The sequence below is a fragment of the Streptomyces sp. GbtcB6 genome, assembly GCF_019091475.1.
Taxonomy (GTDB): Bacteria; Actinomycetota; Actinomycetes; order Streptomycetales; family Streptomycetaceae; genus Streptomyces; species Streptomyces hyaluromycini.
Map to the genome: position 1 here is coordinate 90,834 of NZ_JAGXJL010000024.1, position 22,054 is coordinate 112,887.

Here is a 22,054-nt window from a genome sequence, read left to right on the forward strand (position 1 = left end):
GTGTCGGGCAACACGCGTTCTTCCGCACCTTCTTCTGCGGCTTCGACTTCTGCTTCGACGGCGCGGACGGCACCCACGGAGGACTACTGGCGGGAACGGTTCGCCGCACCGGCACCGGAGACCTCACTGCCGTTCGACCACCCGCATCCGGCGCACCCGCAGGAGCCGCGGCCGCGTGCCGTCCGCACGGCCGCGTTCGCGGGGACGGCCGGGACGGCGGGGACGGCCGACGAGCCCACCTTGCTTGCCGCCTTCGCCGCCCTGCTGCACCGGTACGGCGGCGGCGCGGCCCAGGACCTGACGGTCGCTCACGAAGGGCTCCCGCTGCGGCTGGTGGTGAACGGCGCCACGCCGTTCGCCGAGTTGCGCGACCACGTCACGACCGTCCGCGCCCAGTCCGCCGCCCACCGGCTGCCGACCGCCGAGCTGCTACGACTGCTCGCCCCCGAACCCGGCCGCGGCGGCGCCCTGTTGTGCGCCGTCGGCTTCGGCACCGCGCCCTGGGGCGAAGGCGGCCCGCTGGACCTGGCGCTCTCCGTGGCCGACGGGCAGGTGCACGCGGACTACGCCGCCGACCTCTTCGAGCCCGCCACCGTGGACAGCATCCTCGGCCACTACGCCACACTCCTCGCCGACGCCCTGGACCGGCCCGGCACCCCGGTCGCCGACCTCGGACTCCTCGGCGCCGGCGAGCGGCAGCGGATCCTTGCCGACTGGAACGACACCGCGCACGACGTGCCCGCGCTCACCTGGCCGCGCATGTTCGCCGACCAGGTCGCCGCCCGCCCCGACGAAGTGGCCCTCATCCACGCGGACGTCCGCCTCACCTACGCCGAACTCGACGCCCGCGCAGCCCGGTTGGCGCACGCCCTGGTCGCCCGGGGCGCCGGACCCGAGCAGGTCGTGGCGCTCGCCGTACCCCGCTCCGCCGACATGATCGTCGCGGAGGTCGCCGTACTGATGACGGGCGCGGCCTACCTCCCGGTCGACACCGACTACCCGGCCGACCGCATCGCCTACATGCTCGACGACGCCCGCCCGGTCTGCCTCGTCACCACCGCCGACATGGTCCCCGACCTGCCGCCGGGCACGGACCCGCTGGTCCTGGACGCCCCGGAGACCGTCGCCGAGCTGGCCGCCCACCCGGCCCACGACCCCGCCACCGCCGACGGGCTGACGGTCGCGCACGCGGCGTACGTCATCTACACCTCCGGCTCCACCGGCCGCCCCAAGGGCGTGGTGCTCTCCCACGCGGGCGTCGCCAAGCTGGTCGCCACCCAGCGCGAGCGGTTCGGGATCGGCCCGCACAGCCGGGTCCTGCAGTTCGCCTCGCCCAGCTTCGACGTGGCCTTCTGGGACCTGTGCCTCGGCCTGCTCTCCGGCGGCCGGCTGGTCGTCGTACCCGCCGACCGCCGGGTGCCCGGCGCGCCCCTCGCCGACTACGCCAACGAGCACGGCATCACCTTCATGATCCTGCCGCCCGCCCTGCTCGCGGCCATGCCCGACGACGTGCAACTCCCGCCCACCGCAACCCTGCTGGCCGGCACCGAGCGCGTCTCGCCCGAACTGGTCGGCCGCTACGCGCGCGGCCGGATGATGTTCAACGCCTACGGACCCACCGAGGCCACCACCAACTCCACGCTCGGCCGCTGCGATCCGGACACCCCGGCCGGCACCATCGTGCCCATCGGCGTCCCCGACCCGGGCACCCGCGCCTACGTCCTCGACGAGCGGCTGCGGCCCGTACCCGCCGGTGTGGTGGGCGAGTTGTACCTCGGCGGCGCCGGACTCGCCCGCGGCTACCTCGGCCGGCCCGCGCTGACCGCCGAGCGGTTCGTCGCCGACCCGTTCGGCGCGCCCGGCGAACGGCTCTACCGCGCCGGCGACCTGGTCCGCTGGAAGTCCGACGGACGGCTGGAGTTCCACGGCCGCGCCGACAGCCAGATCAAGATCCGCGGCTTCCGTATCGAGCCCGGCGAGATCGAGTCGGTGCTGCGCGCCCACCCGGCCGTCGACCAGGCCGCCGTCCTGGTCCGCGAGGACCGCCCCGGCGACCGCCGGCTCGCCGCCTACGTCGTGCCCTCTCTGGACGCCGCCGCGGCGGCCGACGAGGCCGTGGCCGACTGGAAGGACCTGCACGAACTCCTCTACTCCGCCGCCGGATCCGACGGCTTCGAGGAGAACTTCGCGGGCTGGAACAGCATGTACGACGGCCTGCCCCTCCCGCTGGCCGACCTGCGCGAGTGGCGGGACGCGACCGTCGCCCGGATCCGCGAACTGCGGCCCCGCCGCGTCCTGGAGATCGGCGTCGGCAGCGGCCTGCTGCTCTCCCGGATCGCCCCCGACTGCGCCGAGTACGTCGGCACCGACCTCTCCGAGGAGGCGGTACGCGCGCTGCGCGCCCAGGTCGACGCCGTTCCGGAACTGGCAGGCAGGGTCACCCTGCACGCCCGCCCCGCACACGAGCTGACCGGACTGCCCGCCGGCCACTTCGACACGATCGTCGTCAACTCCGTCGTCCAGTACTTCCCGGGCGCCGACTACCTCACCGACGTCCTGCGGTCGGCGGCCCGACTGCTGGCGCCCGGCGGGTCGTTGTTCATCGGCGACGTGCGCAATCTGCGGCTGCTGCGGACGCTGGCCGCCGCCATCGAGTCGGGCCGTGCCCACACGGAGTCCACCGACGACAAGGAAGCCCTGCGCGCCGCCGTCGACCGGGCCGTGGCCTGGGAGGGCGAACTCCTCGTCGACCCCGACTACTTCGCGACCCTGGACGGCTTCACGGCAGACGTACGCATCAAGCGGGGCGTCCACCACAACGAGCTGACCCGGTACCGGTACGACGTCGTGCTGCGGCCCGGCACCGACCTGCCGGCCGTCGCCGCACAGAACCTCCGGTGGTCCGCGCTCGGTACCCCCGAGGCCCTCGACACCTACCTTGCCTCCGCCGACCGTCCCGCCCGCCTCCGCGTCACCGGCATCCCCAACGCCCGCCTCGCCCCCGACCTGGCAGCGCTCGGCGCCCTCGACGACAGCAGCCGCACCGGCAGCGCCGGCGTCGACCCGGAGGCCCTGTACGAGACCGCCGCCCGGCACGGCTGCCGGGCCGCCCTCACCTGGACCGCGGACGCCGAGGACGGCAGCCTCGACGCGGTGTTCGCACGCGGCGACGACACCCCGCTCGGCCCGCTGTACGTCGCCGGCCAGGCCCACCCGCACGCCAACCGCCCGGCGCCGTTCCGCAACGTCACCTCGTTGATGGCCGGGCTGCGCGCGCACGCCGCCGAGTTCCTGCCCGAGTACATGGTCCCGGCCGCCCTCGTCCCGCTGGACCGGCTCCCCGTCACCCCCAGCGGCAAGCTCGACTCCGCCGCCCTGCCGGTCCCGGACTACGGCCTGCTCAGCTCCGGCCGGGCCCCGCGCACCGAACGCGAGCGCCTGCTGTGCGACCTGTACGCACGCGCCCTGCGAGTGCCCTCGGTCACCGTCGACGACGACTTCTTCGCGCTGGGCGGGGACAGCATCGTCGCCATCCAGCTGCTCGTCCTGGCCCGCCGGGCCGGTCTGGAGCTGACCCCGCGGGACGTCTTCCGGCACCGCACGGTCGCCCAGCTCGCCGGCGTCGCCCGCACCGCCGACGCCGGCGAGGACCAGGCCGCCGCCCCCTGGGACCCACCGACCGCCGACGAACTCGCCGCACTCCAGGGCGACGACCCGCTCACCGTCGCCGAGGTCCTGCCACTCGGCCCGCTCCAGGAGGGCTTCTTCTTCCACGCCCTCGTGGACGGCGCCGAGCACGACGCCTACGTCGTCCAGCAGGTGATCGAACTCGCCGGACCCGTCGACGGCGGCCTCCTGCGGCAGGCCGCCCAGCGGCTCCTCGACCGGCACGCCCCGCTGCGGGCCTGCTTCCGCCAGCTCCCGGACGGCCGCCCGGCCCAGCTCGTCGCCACCGGCCTCGACGTGCCGTGGCGCGAGGTCGACCTGTCCGCCCAGGACACCGCCGTCCGCGCGGGCCTCGCCGAGGCCGTCGCCGCCGACGAACGCGCCCGCCGCTTCGACCTCGCCAGGCCGCCGCTGCTTCGCTGCGCCCTGGTCCGCCTCGGCGCCGACCGCAGCCGCCTGGTCCTGACCTTCCATCACATCGTGGCCGACGGCTGGTCACTGCCCGTCCTGCACCGCGAACTCCTCGCCCTCTACGGCGAGCAGCCCGCCCCGCTTCCCGAAGTCGCCCCGTACCGCGGCTACCTGGCCCGCCTCGCGCGCGCCGACCGCCAGGCCGCCCGCGACGCCTGGCGCACCGCCCTCGCCGGGATCGACGAGCCCACCCGCCTGGTCGAGACCCCGGCCGCCGGGCCGATCGAGCCCGCCCAGCTCCGCGTCGAGCTGCCCGAGCGCACCACCGCCCGGCTCACCGCCCGCGCCCGCGAGCACGGCGTCACCCTCGGCACGGTCGTCCAGGCCGCCTGGGGCCTGCTCCTCGCCGGGCTGACCGGCCGCCAGGACGTGGTCTTCGGCACCACCGTCTCCGGCCGCGACGCCGCCGTGCCCGGCATCGAGTCCATGGTCGGCCTCTTCATCAACACCCTGCCCACCCGGCTGAGCTGGGCCCCCGCCGACCCCCTCGGCGCCGTCCTGGAACGCCTCCAGCAGGAGCAGAGCGCCCTGCTGGACCACCAGCACCTCGGCCTCGCCGAGATCCAGCGGGCCGCCGGGCACGCGGGCGGCGGCGAACTCTTCGACACCCTGGTGGTGTTCGAGAACTATCCCGCCGAACCGGACCTGGCCGACCCCACCGGCACGGTCCGGCTGGCCGGGCACGCCTTCCACGACGCCGTGCACTATCCGCTGGCCCTCATCGTCAAGCCCGGCCGCCGACTCGACCTGCGCCTCAAGCACCACGCGAACCGGGTCTCCGGCGAGGCCGTGCAGTTGCTCGCCGACCGGCTCACCCGGGTCCTGGACGCCCTCGCCGAGGACACCGCACGCCCGGTGGCCTCGCTGGACCTGCTCACCGAGGCCGAGCGGGCAGTGGTGCACGTCGAGGGCGAGCTCCGCCCCGTACCGCCGACCACCCTGCCCGCCGCCATCGCCGCGCAGACCGCCCGTACCCCCGACGCCACCGCGGTCGTCTTCGAGGGCACCGCCCTCACCTACGCCGAACTCGACGCCCGTGCCGAGCGGTTGGCCCGCCGCCTGCGCGCCCGCGGCGCCGGGCCCGACCGGTTCGTCGCCGTCGCCGTGCCGCGCTCGGCCGAGCTGATGGTCGCCCTGCTCGGGGTGCTGAAGTCGGGCGCCGGCTATCTGCCGGTCGACCTCGACTACCCGGCCGACCGCATCGCGTACATGCTCACCGACTCCGGCGCCCGGACCGTCGTCACCACGGCACGGGACGCCGTACGCCTGCCGGCGGTGCACGGCCTGGAGACCGTGTACGTCGAGGAGGAGGACGACCCTCGGGAGCCCGGCCCCGAGGACGTACCGCAGGCCACGCCCCTCACCCCCGACCACCCCGCATACCTCATCTACACCTCCGGCTCCACCGGCCGCCCCAAGGGCGTCGTCGTCACCCACCGCGCGATCGGCAACCGGCTCGCCTGGATGCAGGGCGCGTACGGACTCACGGCCGACGACCGGGTGTTGCAGAAGACCCCGTCCAGTTTCGACGTCAGCGTCTGGGAGTTCTTCTGGGCGCTGCACGAGGGCGCCGCGGTCGTGCTCGCCGCGGCCGACGGGCACCGCGACCCCGCCTACCTGGCCCGGCTGATCCGGGCCGAGGGCGTGACGACGATGCACTTCGTGCCGTCGATGCTGGACGCGTTCCTCGCCGCCGAGGAGGTCACCGCCGACCCGACCTGGGCGGCCGGTCTGCGCCGCGTCTTCAGCAGCGGCGAGGCCCTGTCCGGCGCGGCGGCCCGGCGCTGGCGCGACCTGACCGGCGTACCCCTGCACAACCTGTACGGCCCCACCGAGGCCGCCGTCGACGTCACCTACCACGCCTACGACGGGGCGCCCGGCACCACCGTGCCCATCGGGCGGCCCGTGTGGAACACCGGCCTGCGGATACTGGACGCCTGCCTCCGCCCGGTGCCCGACGGGGTGCCCGGCGAGCTCTACCTGACCGGCGTCCAGCTGGCCCGCGGCTACCACCGGCGCCCCGCGCTCACCGCCGACCGTTTCGTGGCGGACCCGTACGCGGCTGCGCCCGGCGCGCGCATGTACCGCACCGGCGACCTGGTGCGCCGCCGCCCGGACGGCACTCTCGACTACCTGGGCCGCACCGACCGGCAGGTCAAGCTGCGCGGCAACCGCATCGAACTCGGCGAGATCGAGGCCGCGTTGACCCGTCACCCGGCGGTGGCGCGCGGTGCCGTGGTCGTCCGCGACCAGCGCCTGGTCGCCTACGCGGTCCCGGCGGCCGATGTCGTCGCCGACCCCGCCGAGCTGCGCGCCGCCCTCGCCGAGGCGCTGCCCGCACCGCTGGTCCCGGAGGCGTACGTCGTCCTCGCCGACCTGCCGCTCGCCCCCAGCGGCAAGCTCGACCAGGCCGCGCTGCCCGCCCCCGAGGCCGAGCGCGCTGCCCGCCGCGAGCCCGCGGGACCCCTGGAGGTGCGGCTCACCGAGATCTTCGCGGCCGTGCTCGGCATCGCCGACGTCGGCCCGGACGACGACTTCTTCCGGCTCGGCGGCGACAGCATCAGCTCCATCGGCGTCGCCAGCCGGGCCCGCGCTGCCGGCCTCGACCTCAGCCCGCGTGACGTCTTCACCCACCGCACGCCCGCCGCCCTCGCGGCCACCGCCGGTACCGCCACAGCCACCGCGCCCGCCGCCGCTGCCGCCTTCACCCTCACCGACGCCGAACACGCCCGGATCCGCACCCTCGCCGCCCCGGCCGCCGTCGCCGACGTCTGGCCGCTGGCCCCCCTCCAGGAGGGCCTGTTCTTCCACTCGGCCTACGACCAGGGCGCGTTGGACGTCTACACCGTCCACGAGACCTTCGACTTCGCCACCCGCCTGGACGCGGCCCGGCTGCGCGCCGCCGCGCACACGCTCCTGGACCGCAACCCGGGTCTCCGCGCGGGCTTCACCAGCGAAGGCCTCGACCAGCCGGTGCAGTTCATCGTCGAGACCCCGGAGATCCCGCTCGACGAGGTCGACCTCTCCCACCTCCTGACCGCCGAACAGGACGAACGGGTACGGGAGTTGACCGACGCCGAGCGCAACCGGCGGTTCGACCTGTCCGCACCCCCGCTGTTCCGGCTGCTCCTGCTGCGCCTCGGCGCCGGGCGCGGCGACCGGCTCGTCATCGGCCGCCACCTGATCCTCTGGGACGGCTGGTCGGCCTGGCTCTTCCTCGACGAGCTGTTCGCCCTGTACGAGACCGGCGGCGACGCCTCCGCGCTGCCCGCCCCCGGCAGCTACCGGGACTACCTGACCTGGCTGGACCAGCAGGACGACCCGTCCGCCACCGCCGCCTGGCGCACCGCGCTGGCCGGTCTGGAGGAGCCCACCCTGCTGGCCCCGACGGCCGCCGACGGCCTCGAACCGGTCATCCCCGACCAGCTCGACGTACGCCTCACCGCCGCACTCGGCGACCGGCTGCGGGAGACCGGCCGCGTCCACGGCCTCACCCTGAACACCCTGCTCAACGCGGCCTGGGGCCTCACCCTGGCCGCCGCGACCGGCCGCACCGACATCGTGTTCGGCACCACCGTCGCCGGCCGGCCCAGCGAGGTGCACGACGTCGAGAACATCATCGGCCTGTTCCTCAACACCGTCCCCACCCGGATCGCCTTCGACCCCGCCGAACCGGTCCTCGACCTGCTCCGCCGCATCCAGGGCGAGCGCCTCGACCTGATGCCGTACGAGCACCTCAGTCTCGGCGTGCTCCAGGCCGAGACCGGGCACCGCAAGCTGTTCGACACGCTGTTCGTGCTGCGCAACAACGACACCGAGGACCGGCTGGCGGAGCTGCGCACCCGGCACGGCGCCACCGCCGTCGCCAACGTCGACGCCACCCACTACCCGGCCAACCTCGTCATCACCCCCGGGCAGCGGATCACGGTCACCCTCACCCACCGGCCCGACCTGGTCCCGGCCGACCGGGCCCGCGCCCTGCTCGACCGCTTCACCCTCCTCGTCGAGCGCCTCACCGCCGACCTCACGGCACCCGTGGGCTCCCTCGACCCGCTGCTGCCCGCCGAACACGCGGCGCTGCGCGAGGAGCGGGCGGCCGGCCGGGTCGAGGTTCCCGAGGAGACCGTCGCCGACCTGCTCGCCGCCCAGGCCGCGCGCACCCCGGACGCCCGCGCCCTCGTCCTCGGCGAGCGCGCGCTGACCTACGCCGAATTCGACGCGGCCGTCAACCGGATGGCCCGGCTGCTCGTCGAGCGGGGCGCCGGTCCCGAGCGGGTGGTCGCGCTCGGCCTGGGCCGCTCCCTGGACATGGTGGTCGCGCTCTTCGCCGTCCTGCGCACCGGCGCCGCCTACCTGCCCCTGGAACTGGACCACCCGGCCGACCGGCTCTCCCTGATGCTGGCCGACGCCCGCCCGCTGCTTCTGCTCTCCAACGCCGCCGTCTCCGCGACCCTCGACGGCGACGACCTGCCGCGCCTCCTGCTCGACGACCCGGCGGTTCAGGATGAACTGGCCGGTCTCCCTGACACCCCCGTCCGCCGCCGCTTCAGCCTCGAACACCCCGCCTACGTCATCTACACCTCCGGCTCCACCGGCCGCCCCAAGGGCGTCGTCACCCCCTACCGGGGCCTGACGAACATGCAGCTCAACCACCAGAAGGAGATCTTCGAGCCGGCGATCGCCGCGGCGGGCGGCCGACGGCTGCGCATCGCGCACACCGTGTCCTTCGCCTTCGACATGTCGTGGGAGGAGCTGCTCTGGCTGGTCGAGGGCCACGAAGTGCACGTCTGCGACGAGGAGTTGCGGCGCGACGCGGAGGCGCTGGTCGCCTACTGCGAGCAGCACCGCATCGACGTCGTCAACGTCACGCCCACCTACGCCCGGCTGCTGATCGAGCAGGGCCTGCTGGAGGGCCATGTCCCGCCGCTGGTCCTGCTCGGCGGCGAGGCGGTCCCGGAGACGGTGTGGGCGGCCCTGCGCGACACCGAGGGCACCTACGGCTACAACCTGTACGGGCCGACCGAGTACACCATCAACACCCTCGGCGGCGGCACCCTCGACAGCGCCACCCCCACCGTCGGCAGGCCCATCCGCGGCACCCGCGCCCACCTCCTGGACGCCTGGCTGCGCCCGGTCCCCGACGGCGTCCCCGGCGAGCTGTACATCGCCGGCATCGGCCTGGCCCGCGGCTACCTCGACCGGCCCGGCCTCACCGCCGAGCGGTTCGTCGCCGACCCGTTCGGCGAACCCGGCGAGCGCATGTACCGCACCGGCGACCTGGTGCGCCGTGCTCCCGACGGCAACCTCGACTTCCTCGGCCGCACCGACGACCAGGTCAAGATCCGCGGCTACCGCATCGAGCCGGGCGAGATCGAGACCGCCCTCAGCCGCCACCCGCTGGTCTCCCAGGCCGCCGTCGTGGTCCGCGACGAACGCCTCGTCGGCTACGTCGTGCCCTCCGGTGCCGACCCCGCCGACCGCACCGCCGCCGAGGCCGCGCAGGTGGGGGAGTGGCAGGAGATCTACTCCGACGAGTACGAGGAGATCGGCACCGCCGTCTTCACCGAGCAGTACGACGGCTGGGACAGCTCCTACGACGGCCGGCCCATCCCCTTCGAGCAGATGCACGAGTGGCGCGAGGCGACCGTCGCCCGCATCCGCGCCCTGAACCCACGCCGCATCCTCGAAATCGGCGTCGGCTCCGGCCTGTTGCTCTCCCGGCTCGCCCCCGCGGCGGAGGAGTACTGGGCGACCGACTTCGCCGCCCCGGTGATCCGCAAGATCGGCGCCGAGCTGCGGGCCCGGGACCCCGAGCTGGCTTCCCGAGTGGAACTGCGCTGCCGGCCCGCCGACGATCTCAGCGGGCTGCCCGCCGGCCACTTCGACACCATCGTCATCAACTCCGTCATCCAGTACTTCCCGAGCATCGAGTACCTCACCGCGGTCATCGACGGCGCCATGGAGCTGCTCGCGCCCGGCGGTGCCCTGTTCGTCGGCGACGTCCGCAACCTGCGGCTCGCCCGCACCTTCCACACCGAGATCCAGCGCGCCCGCGGAACGGCGGAGGCCGACCTGGAGCGGGCGGTGGAGCGCGGGCTGCGCCTGGAGAAGGAACTCCTGGTCGACCCCGACTACTTCACCACCCTCGGCTACGGCATCGACCTGCGCACCAAGCGCGGCCGGCACCACAACGAGCTGACCCGGCACCGCTACGACGTCGTCCTGTACGCGGGTGAGCCCGACGTCCGCCTGGACGACGCGCCGACCGTCGAGTGGAGCACGGCTCACACCGTGGGCGAACTGGCGCGGGGCGGCTTGACGTCCGAGGCCGTCGGCGGCCTCCTGGACGGCATCCGGCAGTTGACCGCGAGGGTCGGTGAACGCCCGGGCGCCGAGCGGCCCGCCGCCCTGCGCGTGACCGGCATCCCCGACGGCCGCACCCGCGAGGACGGCGTCGACCCGGAGACCCTGCACGCGCTCGGCGCGGACGCCGGACACCGCGTACTGACGACCTGGTCGGCGCGGACCGGCACCTACGACGCCGTCTTCCTCACGATCGAACCGGCCGAACCAGCTGAACCAGCCGAACCGGCCGAGCCGACCGAACACCCCCTCACCAGCGGCCTGTTCCGCCCCGGCGGCGGTACCGCCCCCTACGCCAACGACCCCACCGCCGCCCGCGAGACCAGCGCCCTGGTCCGGCGGCTGCGCGAGGACCTCGGCCGGGAGCTGCCCGAGTACATGGTCCCGGCCGCCTTCGTCACCGTCGACGGCCTGCCCATGAACGCCAACGGCAAGCTGGACGTGCGCGCCCTGCCCGAGGCCGAACCCGTCGTCGCCCTCGGCGGCGGCCGCGGCCCCCGCACCCCGCAGGAGGAGGTGCTCTGCCGCCTGTTCGCGGAGGTCCTCGGGCTGCCCGAGGCCGGTGCGGAGGACAACTTCTTCGACCTGGGCGGCCACTCGCTGCTCGCCACCCGGCTGGTCAGCCGCGCCCGCACCGAACTCGGCGCCGAACTCGCCATCCGCGACCTCTTCGAGGCCCCCACCCCGGCCCGGCTCGCCGCCCGCGTCGGCGCCGCGAACCCCGCCCGGCCCCCCGTCACCCCGGTGACCGACCGGCCCGCCCGGATCCCGCTGTCCCCGGCCCAGCGCCGGCTGCTGCTCGTGGAGCAGATCACCGGCAGCGGTGTCGCCTACAACTTCCCGCTGGTCTTCCGGCTGCGCGGCGACCTCGACACCGGGGCCCTGCGCGCCGCCCTGCGGGAGGTGGCCGCCCGCCACGAGGCGCTGCGCACCGTGTTCCCGGCCCTCGACGGCGAGCCGTACCAGCGGATCGTCCCCGCCGAGGAGGCGCACCCGGCCCTCACCGTCGCCGAGGCCACCGAGGAGGCGTTGCCCGCGCTGATCGAAGCGGCCCAGCGCCGCCCCTTCGACCTCACGGCCGAACTCCCGCTGCGCTGCGAGGTGTTCCGGCTGGCCGACGACGATCACGTGGTGGCGGTCGTCCTGCACCACATCACCACCGACGAGTGGTCCGACCGGCCGTTCCTCGCCGATCTGGACACCGCCTACGCGGCCCGCCGCGCTGGCCGGGCCCCGGAGTGGGCGCCGTTGCCCGTGCAGTACGCCGACTACACCCTCTGGCAGCGGGAGCTGCTCGCGACCAGTGGTGAGACCCAACTCGGCTACTGGCGGGACGCCTTGCGCGGGCTGCCCGACGAGCTGGCCCTGCCCTCCGACCGGCCGCGCCCCGCCGGGCCGACCGGCCGCGGTGGCAAGGTCCGGCTGGAGCTGCCCGCCGCCACCGGCCTCGCCCTGCGTGACCTCACGGCAGCCACCGGCACCAGCATGTTCATGCTGTTCCAGGCCGCCACCGCCGCGCTGCTGCAGCGGCTCGGCGCGGGCGACGACATCCCCCTCGGCGCGCCCATCGCGGGCCGTACCGACGAGGCGCTCGGCGACCTGGTGGGCTTCTTCGTCAACACCCTGGTGCTGCGCACCGACCTGTCCGGCGACGGGCTGACGTTCCGTGAACTCCTCGGCAGGGTCCGGGAGTCGTCGCTGTCCGCCTTCGAGTACCAGGACCTGCCCTTCGACCGGGTGGTGGAGGCCCTCAACCCGCCCCGGGTGGCCGGCCGCAACCCGCTCTTCCAGGTCATGCTCGGCTACCACCACCGGCCCGACGGCGACCCCGACGTGCTGGGCCTGGCCACCGAGTGGTCCGACATGGACACCGGCATGGCCAAGTTCGACCTGCACTTCACCTACGTCGACGAGTCCGACCGCGTGGTCCTGCTCCTGGAGTACGCCACCGACCTCTTCGACCACAGCACGGCCGAAGCCCTCGCCGACCGCGCCGTCCGGCTCCTCGCGCACGCCGCCGTCGAACCGGACGCCCTGCTCGGGGACCTGGACATCCTGCACGAGGACGAGCGGGCCCGTGTCCTCACCGGCTGGAACGACACCGCCAGGGCCGTCCCGGACCTCACGCTCCCCGAGCTGTTCCGCGCCCAGGCGGCCCGCACCCCAGACGCCACCGCCCTAGTCTTCGAGGAGCAGCGGCTCACCTATGCCGAGCTGGACGCCCGGGTCGAGGACACCGCCCGGGTCCTGGCCGGTCTCGGCGCGGGCCCGGAGCGGACCGTCGCCGTCGCCCTGCCGCGCTCGGCGGACCTCGTCATAGCCATCCTCGCCACGCACCGCGCCGGTGCCGCCTATCTGCCGCTGGACCCGGACTACCCGGCGGACCGGCTCGCCCTCATGGTCGAGGACGCCCGTCCGGTGTGCGTGGTCCGCGACGCCCTGCCCACCGGCCCGGAGGCGGCGCTCCCGGCGTCGTACGACCCCCGGCACCCGGCGTACGTCATCTACACCTCGGGCTCCACCGGCCGCCCCAAGGGCGTGGTCGTCCCGCACGAGGGCATCGTCAACCGCCTGTTGTGGATGCAGGAGACCTACCGCCTCGGCGCCGACGACCGGGTGCTGCAGAAGACGCCGTCCAGCTTCGACGTGTCGGTGTGGGAGTTCTTCTGGCCGCTGGTCACCGGCGCCACGCTGGTCGTCGCCCGGCCCGAGGGCCACCGCGACCCCGCCTACCTGGCCGCGCTGATCCGCGCACAGGACGTCACCACCGTCCACTTCGTGCCGTCCATGCTCCAGCTCTTCCTGGAGGAGCCGACGGCCGCCGAATCCACCGGTCTGCGCCGCGTGCTGTGCAGTGGCGAGGCGCTCCCGGCCGCCCTCACCCGCCGCTTCCACGAGGTGCTCGACGCCGGACTCCACAACCTCTACGGCCCCACCGAGGCGTCCGTCGACGTCACGGCCATCGAGATCGACCCCGGCGCCACAAGCGTCCCCATCGGCCGCCCGGTCTGGAACACCCGCCTGTACGTCCTCGACGCCGGCCTGCGCCCGGTACCGCCCGGCGTCCCGGGCGAGCTGTACCTGGCGGGCGTGCAGCTGGCCCGCGGCTATCTCGACCGGCCCGGCCTGACCGCCGAGCGGTTCGTGGCGAACCCCCACGGGGCGCCGGGCGAGCGCATGTACCGCACCGGCGACCTGGCGCGCTGGACGCCGGACGGTGCGGTCGAGTACCTCGGCCGCACCGACGACCAGGTGAAGGTGCGCGGCTTCCGCGTCGAGCCCGGCGAGATCGAGGCCGTGCTCGCCGCCCATCCGGCGGTCGCGCACGCCACGGTCACCGTGCACGGCCAGACGCTCGTGGCCCACGTCGTCCCCGCGGCGGGCCCGGTGGTGGACGCGACCGCCCTGCGCGCCCACGCCGCCGCCGTACTCCCCGCCCACATGGTCCCGGCCGCCTACGTCACTCTCGACGCGCTGCCGCTCACCCCGAACGGCAAGCTCGACCGCAAGGCCCTGCCCGCCCCCGAGTTCACCGCCGGCACGGGCGAGGGGACTCCGCCGCGCACCCCACGCGAGGAGATCCTCGCCGCGCTGTTCGCCGACGTCCTGGGCCGCGAACGGGTCGGCGTGGACGACGACTTCTTCGCGCTGGGCGGCCACTCGTTGCTCGCCATGCGCCTGGTCAGCCGCGTCCGTACCGCACTCGGCACCGAACTGACGGTCCGTGCCGTCTTCGAGGCACCGACGGTGGCCCTGCTTGCCGCCCGCACCGACGCATCCGCCGCCGGGCCGCGTCCCGCGCTCACCACCCCGCGCCCACGTCCCGAACTGCTGCCGCTGTCCTCCGCGCAGCGCCGCCTGTGGCTGCTCGCGCAGGTCGACGGCGCGAGCACGGCGTACAACCTCCCCTCGGCCTGGCGGCTGACCGGCCTCCTCGACCGCGACGCCCTCCAGGCCGCCCTCGACGACCTGGCCGCCCGCCACACCCCCCTGCGCACCGTCTTCCCGGCGGTGGACGGGGTCCCGCACCAGCAGACCCTGGCGGACGTCCATGTCCCCCTGGAGACCGCGCCGTTCGAGGAGCTGGCCGACCGGGCCGCGCACGTCTTCGACCTGGAACGCGAACTCCCGGTCCGCGCCACCCTGTTCGAGACCGGCCCCGGCGAGCACGTGCTGCTGCTCCTGCTGCACCACATCGCCACCGACGAGTGGTCCGACCGCCCGCTGCTCGCCGACCTGGCCATCGCCTACGCGGCCCGGACCGCCGGGCGTGCCCCCGACTGGGCGCCACTGCAGGCGAGTTACGCCGACTACACGCTCTGGCAGCGCGACCTGCTGGCCGCGACCGAGACGGAGCTCCTCGCCCACTGGACCGACACCCTGCGGGGGCTGCCCGCCGAGCTGGACCTGCCCGCCGACCGGCCGTGGCCCGCCGAGCCCACCGGGCGCGGCGGCACCACCGGCTTCACCCTCCCGCCCGCCCTGGCCGGCGCCCTGCGCTCCCTTGCCCGCACACACGGCGTCAGCATGTTCATGGTGGCCCAGGCCGCGGTGGCCGCGCTGCTGCACCGGCTCGGCGCGGGCGACGACATCCCGCTCGGCGCCCCCGTGTCCGGGCGGGCCGACGAGGCCCTCGAAGACCTGGTCGGGTTCTTCGTCAACTCCCTGGTCCTGCGCACCGACCTGTCCGGCGACCCCACCTTCGCCGAGCTGCTCGCCCGGGTCCGGGACACCGACCTGGCCGCCTACGAGCACCAGGACCTGCCCTTCGAACGGCTGGTGGAGACCCTCAACCCCGAACGCTCCCTGGCCCGGCACCCGTTGTTCCAGGTGATGGTCGTCCACCTCGCCGGACAGGGTGAGGGACCCGCGCTGCCCGGCCTCACCGCCCGCCGCGAGACCGTCGGGCAGGACAGCGCCAAGTTCGACCTCAGCTTCGACTTCGTCGAGCAGGGCGAGCGCATCGACGGCTGGATCGAGTACAGCGCCGACCTCTTCGACGAGCGGACCGCCGAACTCCTCGCCCACCGCCTGGAGTCCCTGCTGGCCCAGGTCGCCGCCGACCCCGGCCGCCGCGTCGGCACCCTCGACGTCCTGCACGAGGACGAGCGGGCCCGTGTCCTCACCGGCTGGAACGACACCGCCAGGACCGTCCCCGACCTCACGCTCTCCGAGCTGTTCCGCGCCCAGGCGGCCCGCACACCCGCCGCCACCGCCCTGGTCTTCGAGGACACCTCGCTCACCTACGCCGAACTCGACCAGCGCGTCGAACGGCTCGCCCACACCCTCGCCGCGCACGGCGCCCGCGCCGAGACGGCCGTCGCCGTCGCCCTGCCGCGCTCCGTCGCCCTCGTGGTGACCCTGCTCGCCGTGCACCGCGCGGGCGCCGCCTACCTGCCCCTCGACACCGGCTACCCGGCCGAGCGGCTGGCGTACACGCTCACCGACGCCGGCCCGGCCTGCCTGGTCACGGCGGAGGGCGTCGCGCTCCCGGACACCGGCACCCCCCGCCTCACGGTGGCCGCCGACGGCACCCCCGACCACCCGGCCGACGCCCCCCTGCCCACCGCCTACGACCCCAGCCACCCCGCCTACGTCATCTACACCTCCGGCTCCACCGGCCGTCCCAAGGGCGTCACCGTCCCGCACCGGGGCATCGCCAACCGCCTGCTGTGGATGCAGGACACCTACCGCCTCGACGCGGCCGACCGCGTCCTGCAGAAGACCCCGGCGGGCTTCGACGTGTCGGTGTGGGAGTTCTTCTGGCCGCTGGTCACCGGCGCCACGCTGGTCGTCGCCCGGCCCGAGGGGCACCAGGACCCGGCCTACCTGGCCGCCCTGATCCGTCGCGAGCGCATCACCACGGTCCACTTCGTGCCCTCCATGCTGCGCGCCTTCCTCGACGAGCCCGCGGCCGCCGGCCGCACCGGCCTCCGCCAGGTGATGTGCAGCGGCGAGGCCCTGCCCGCGGCGCTGGCCGCCCGGTTCCACCAGGTCCTGCCGGACACCCGCCTGCACAACCTCTACGGCCCGACCGAGGCGTCCGTCGACGTCACCGCGACCGAGATCGTCCCGGGCGCGACGGGCGTTCCCATCGGCCGCCCGGTGTGGAACACCCGCACCTACGTCCTCGACGCCGGCCTGCGTCCGGTCCCGCCCGGTGTCGCGGGGGAGCTGTATCTGGCGGGCGTGCAGCTGGCCCGCGGCTATCTCGGCCGCCCCGGACTGACCGCCGAGCGTTTCGTCGCCGACCCGTACGGCCCGGCGGGCGGCCGTATGTACCGCACCGGCGACCTGGCCCGCTGGACGGCCGACGGCGAGCTGGAGTACCGCGGCCGCACCGACGACCAGGTCAAGCTGCGCGGCTTCCGCATCGAGCTCGGCGAGATCGAGGCCGTGCTCGCCGCCCACCCGGCCGTCGCGCACGCCACCGTCGTCGTCCGCGACGACCGGCTCGTGGCGTACACCGTCCCGGCCCCCGACGCCCTGGCCGCCGGCGCCCCGGTCCCCGGTGTGCCAGGGCGCACGGCGGCCGACCCTGCCGCCCTGCGCGCCCACGCCGCGGTCGCGCTGCCCGAGTACATGGTCCCGGCCGCCGTGGTCACCCTCGACGCCCTCCCGCTCACCCCGAACGGCAAGCTCGACCGCCGTGCCCTGCCCGCCCCGGACTTCGCCGCCGACGTGACCGACACCCGGCCGCGGACCCCGCTGGAGGAGACCCTGGGCGCCCTCGTCGCCGAGGTGCTCGGCCTCGAACGGGTCGGTGTCGAGGACGACTTCTTCGCCCTCGGCGGCGACAGCATCGTCGCCATGCAACTGGTCGCCCGGGCCCGCGCCGCCGGGCTGGCGTTCAGCCCGCGCGACGTGTTCCGGCACAAGTCGGTGGCGGGGCTTGCCGCCGTGGCGACGAGGGCCCTGGACGAGCGGGACGACACCGCCGCCGCCCTGCTCGACCTCACCGACGCCGAACGCGCCGAGGTCGCCGCCCTGCCCGCCGGCACCGAGGTGCTGCCCCTCTCCCCGCTCCAGGCCGGACTGCTCTTCCACGCGGCCCTGGACTCCGGCGACGAGGGACCGGACGTCTACACCGTCCAGATCTCCTACGTCCTCGAAGGCCCCGTCGACGCCGACCGGCTGCGCGCCGCCGCGCAGGACCTGCTCGACGCCCACGAGAACCTGCGCAGCGGCTTCCGGTACCTGTCCTCCGGACGTCCGGTGGCCGTCGTACCGCGCACCGCCGTGCTGCCCTGGCGGCAGCTCGACCTCACCGGCGGCGCGGGTGGGGAGGAGGCCTGGACGCGGCTGCTCGGGCAGGAGCGGCGCCGCTTCGACCCCGAACACCCGCCGCTGCTGCGCCTGCTGCTGGCCCGCACCGGCCCGGACCGGCACCGCCTCGTGCTCTCGCACCAGCACCTGCTTCTCGACGGCTGGTCGCTGCCGCTGCTCACCGCCGAACTCTGGACGCGCTACGAGGGCCGCACCCCGGCCCGGCCCGCCCCCTACCGGGAGCACCTGCGGCTGCTGGCCGCCCAGGACCCGGCCGCCTCAGCCGACGCCTGGAGCGAGGCGCTCACCGGCCTCGCCGAACCCACCCGGCTCGCGCCCGCCGACCCCGACCGGGCCGCCGCCGTCCCGCACACCCACACCGTGGAGCTGGACGCCGTCCGCACGGCGGAGCTGGGGGCGTTCGCCCGGCGTTCGGGCGTCACCGTCAACACCCTGGTGCAGGCGGCCTGGGGCGTGCTGCTCGGCCGGCTCACCGGACGCGACGACGTGGTGTTCGGCGCCACCGTCGCGGGCCGCTCTCCCGAACTCGCCGGATCCGAGGCGATGATCGGCCTGTTCATCAACACGGTCCCGGTCCGGGTGCGGATCCGCCCCGAGGAGAGCACGGCCGCCCTCCTGGAGCGGGTCCAGGACGAGCAGTCCCGGCTCATCGCCCACCAGCACCTCGGCCTCGCCGACATCCAGCGCACCGCCGGGCTCGGCGAACTCTTCGACACGCTCGTGGTGTTCGAGTCGTACCCCGTGGCGGAGCCGGAGGAGGAGACCGGAGACGCACCGCGCGTCACGGTCCGGGACCACGCGGACTCCACCCACTACCCGCTGGCCTGGACGGTCGAGCCCGCCGAACGGCTGCGGGTGACCGCGGAGTTCCGCCCCGACCTGTTCGAGGCGGCCACCGTACGGCGGCTCACGGACGCCCTGACCGGCCTGCTGACCGGCATGGCCGCCGACCCGGAGCGTCCTGTCGGCCGACTGGACCTGCTCGGCTCCGCCGACCGGTACACCGTCCTGGAGAGCTGGAACGACACCGCCCTGCCGGCCGCCGAACGCCTCGGCACGGTACCGGCGCTGTTCGCCGCCCAGGCCGCCGCCACCCCGGACGCGGTCGCCGTCACCGACGGCCGCACCACCTGGACCTTCGCCGAACTCGACGCCCGCAGCTCTGAGTTGGCGCGCGTCCTGGCCGGGCACGGCGCCGGACCCGAGCGGATCGTGGCCCTCGCCCTGCCCCGCACCGCCGACCACATCGCCGCGATCCTCGCCGTGCTGAAGGCGGGCGCCGCCTATCTGCCCCTCGACCCCGACCTGCCCGCGACCCGCGTCACCGGCATGCTCGCCGACGCCCGCCCGGTGCTCGTCCTCGCCACCGCCGGGACCGCCGCCACGCTGCCCTCGACGGACGTCCCCGTCCTGCGGCTCGACGCCCCCGCGGACGGCCTTCCTCAGGCCGAACCCACCGCCCCCGGCCCCGACCACCCCGCCTACGTCATCTACACCTCCGGCTCCACCGGCCGCCCCAAGGGGGTCGTCGTCACCCAGCGCGGAGTCGCCAACCTCTTCCACAGCCACCGTCACGACCTGCACGACCTGGCCAAGGAGCGCACCGGGCGGCGCCATCTGCGGGTCGGGCACGCCTGGTCGTTCTCCTTCGACGCCTCCTGGCAGCCGCAGCTGTGGCTCCTCGACGGCCACGCCCTGCACATCGCCGACGACGACACCCGCCGCGACCCCGAACTCCTCGCCGCGTTCATCCGCGACCGGGGCATCGACTTCATCGAGGTCACCCCGTCCCTGCTCGCCCGGATGGCCGACAGCGGCCTGATCGGGCCCGACGGCGACTGCCCGCTCGCGGTGGTCGGCTTCGGCGGCGAGGCGGTACCCGAGTCCCTGTGGAACCGGCTCGCCGCGCTCCCGGACACCGAGGCGGTCAACCTGTACGGCCCCACCGAGGCCACCGTCGACGCCCTCGTCGGCCGGGTGGGCGACAGCGCCCGCCCGGTCGTCGGCCGCCCCGTCCACCACTCCCGCGCCTACGTCCTGGACACCGCGCTGCGCCCGGTCCCGCCCGGCGTCACCGGCGAGCTGTACCTGTCCGGACCGGGCCTGGCCCGCGGCTACCTCGGCCGGCCCGACCTCACCGCCGAACGCTTCGTCGCCGACCCCTTCGGGCTGCCGGGGGCCCGCATGTACCGCACCGGCGACCTGGCCCGCTGGACCGAGGACGGGCTCCTGGAGTTCGCCGGACGCACCGACGACCAGGTGAAGATCCGCGGCTACCGGGTCGAACTCGCCGAGATCGAGGCCGCGTTGGACACCCATCCGGCGGTCGCGCGGAGCGTCGTCGTGACCCGCGAACACCGGCCGGGAGTACGGCAGTTGATCGCCTATGCGGTCTCTGGGGACGCCGACGGCGCGGAGTTGCGGGCCCACGCCGCCGCGCGCCTGCCCGACTACATGGTCCCGGCCGCCGTGCTCGTCCTGGAGCGGCTGCCGCTGCTCTCCAACGGCAAGCTCGACCGGGCCGCCCTGCCCGCCCCCGACTTCACCGCGTCGGGCGGTGGCCGGGCACCGGAGAACGACACCGAGCGCGCCCTGCGCGACCTGTTCGCGGACGCCCTCGGCCTGCCCGCCGAGGCGATCGGCACGGACGACGACTTCTTCGCCTTCGGCGGGGACAGCATCGTCGCCATGCAGCTCGTCGCCCGCGCCCGCTCCGGCGGCCTGCGGGTCACCCCCCGCCAGGTCCTCCAGCACCGCACGGTCGCCGCCCTCGCCGCCGTCGCCGTCCCGCTGGGCGCGGGCGAACGGCAGGCCACGCACGACGACGGCACCGGCACCGTCCCGCTCACCCCGATCATGCGCGCCCTGCTCGACCGCGGCGGCCCGGTCGCCGCCTACCACCAGGCGGCCCTGCTGCGCACCCCGGCGGACCTCACCGAACCCGGCCTGCTGGCCGTGCTCGGGGCGCTCGCCGCACGGCACGACATGCTCCGGGCCCGGCTCGTCCGCACCCCGGAGGCCGCGCTGTCGGTGCCGGCGGCGGCCGACATCGACGTACGGACCTGGCTCGCCAGGGTCGACGTACGCGAAGCCGCCCCGGACGAGACCGCGCTGCGGGACGCCGCCGCCCGCCACGCGCCGACGGCCCTGGCGGGGCTCGACCCGGAGGCCGGGGCGATGGTGCGGGCGGTCTGGTTCGACGCCGGACCGGACCGGCCCGGACGGCTGCTGCTCCTCGTCCACCACCTGGTGGTCGACGGCGTCTCCTGGCGCGTGCTGCTGCCCGACCTGGCCACCGCCTGGGCGGCCGTCCGCGGCGGCCGTACCCCCGAACTGGCGCCGGTGGAGCTGTCGTTCGCCCGCTGGTCACGGCTGCTCGGCGCCCGGTCCTGCGAACCGGCCGCCGAGGACGAGCTGCCCTGGTGGACCTCCGCCCTCGCCGCCGGTGCCGGCCTGCCCCTGGCCCGCCCGCTAGACCCGGCCCGGGACACCGTCGCCACCACCCGCTACCTGTCCCTCTCCCTGCCCGCCGCCGTCACCGGCCCCCTGCTGAGCCGGGTCCCGGCCGCGTTCGGGGCGAGCGTCAACGACGTCCTGCTCACCGCGTTCGCCCTGGCCGTCGGCGACTGGCGGGCCCGGACCCTGGGCGCGGAGCACGCCGGCGGCCCGGTCCTGGTCGACCTGGAGGGCCACGGCCGCGAGGAGGAACTCGCGGGCGACGCCGACCTGTCCCGCACGGTCGGCTGGTTCACCAGCGTCGTCCCGGTACGGCTCGACCCCGGTGCGTCCGGCGCGGACGCCCTGACCTGCGGACCCGCCCTGGATGCGGCCGTGGCCCGGGTCCGCGACCACCTCACCGCTCTGCCGGCGGCCGGCATCGGCCACGGCCTGCTGCGCCGGCTCAACCCCGCGACCGGCCCGCTCCTCGCCGAACTCGCCGAACCGCAGATCGAGTTCAACTACATGGGCCGCTTCGACCGCCCCGCGGCCGCCGACTGGTCCTACGCCGCGGAGGAGGACGCCGCCGACCTCGACGCCGACGCCGGCATGCCGATGTCCCACGCGCTCACCCTCAACGCCCTCACCGAGGACCGCCCCGAGGGACCGGAACTCAGCGCCCACTGGGCGTACGCGGCCGGGCTCCTCACCGAGGACGCGGTCCGGGAGCTGGCCGTGACCTGGTTCCGGGCGCTGGAGGCGCTGGTAGCACGCGCGGACGAACTGAACTGAACTGACCGACCGCCCCACCGAACAGACCGAAAGGCAA

The 22,054-nt window shown here is 75.1% G+C and carries 1 protein-coding gene; it reads left to right on the forward strand.

Annotation, left to right across the window (positions count from 1 at the left end):
* On the forward strand, nucleotides 1–22,017 hold the full coding sequence (locus tag KVT45_RS33655) for a non-ribosomal peptide synthase/polyketide synthase (RefSeq protein ID WP_217552940.1): 22,017 nt from the start codon (nucleotides 1–3) through the stop codon (nucleotides 22,015–22,017).
* Nucleotides 22,018–22,054 lie beyond the last annotated feature (37 nt).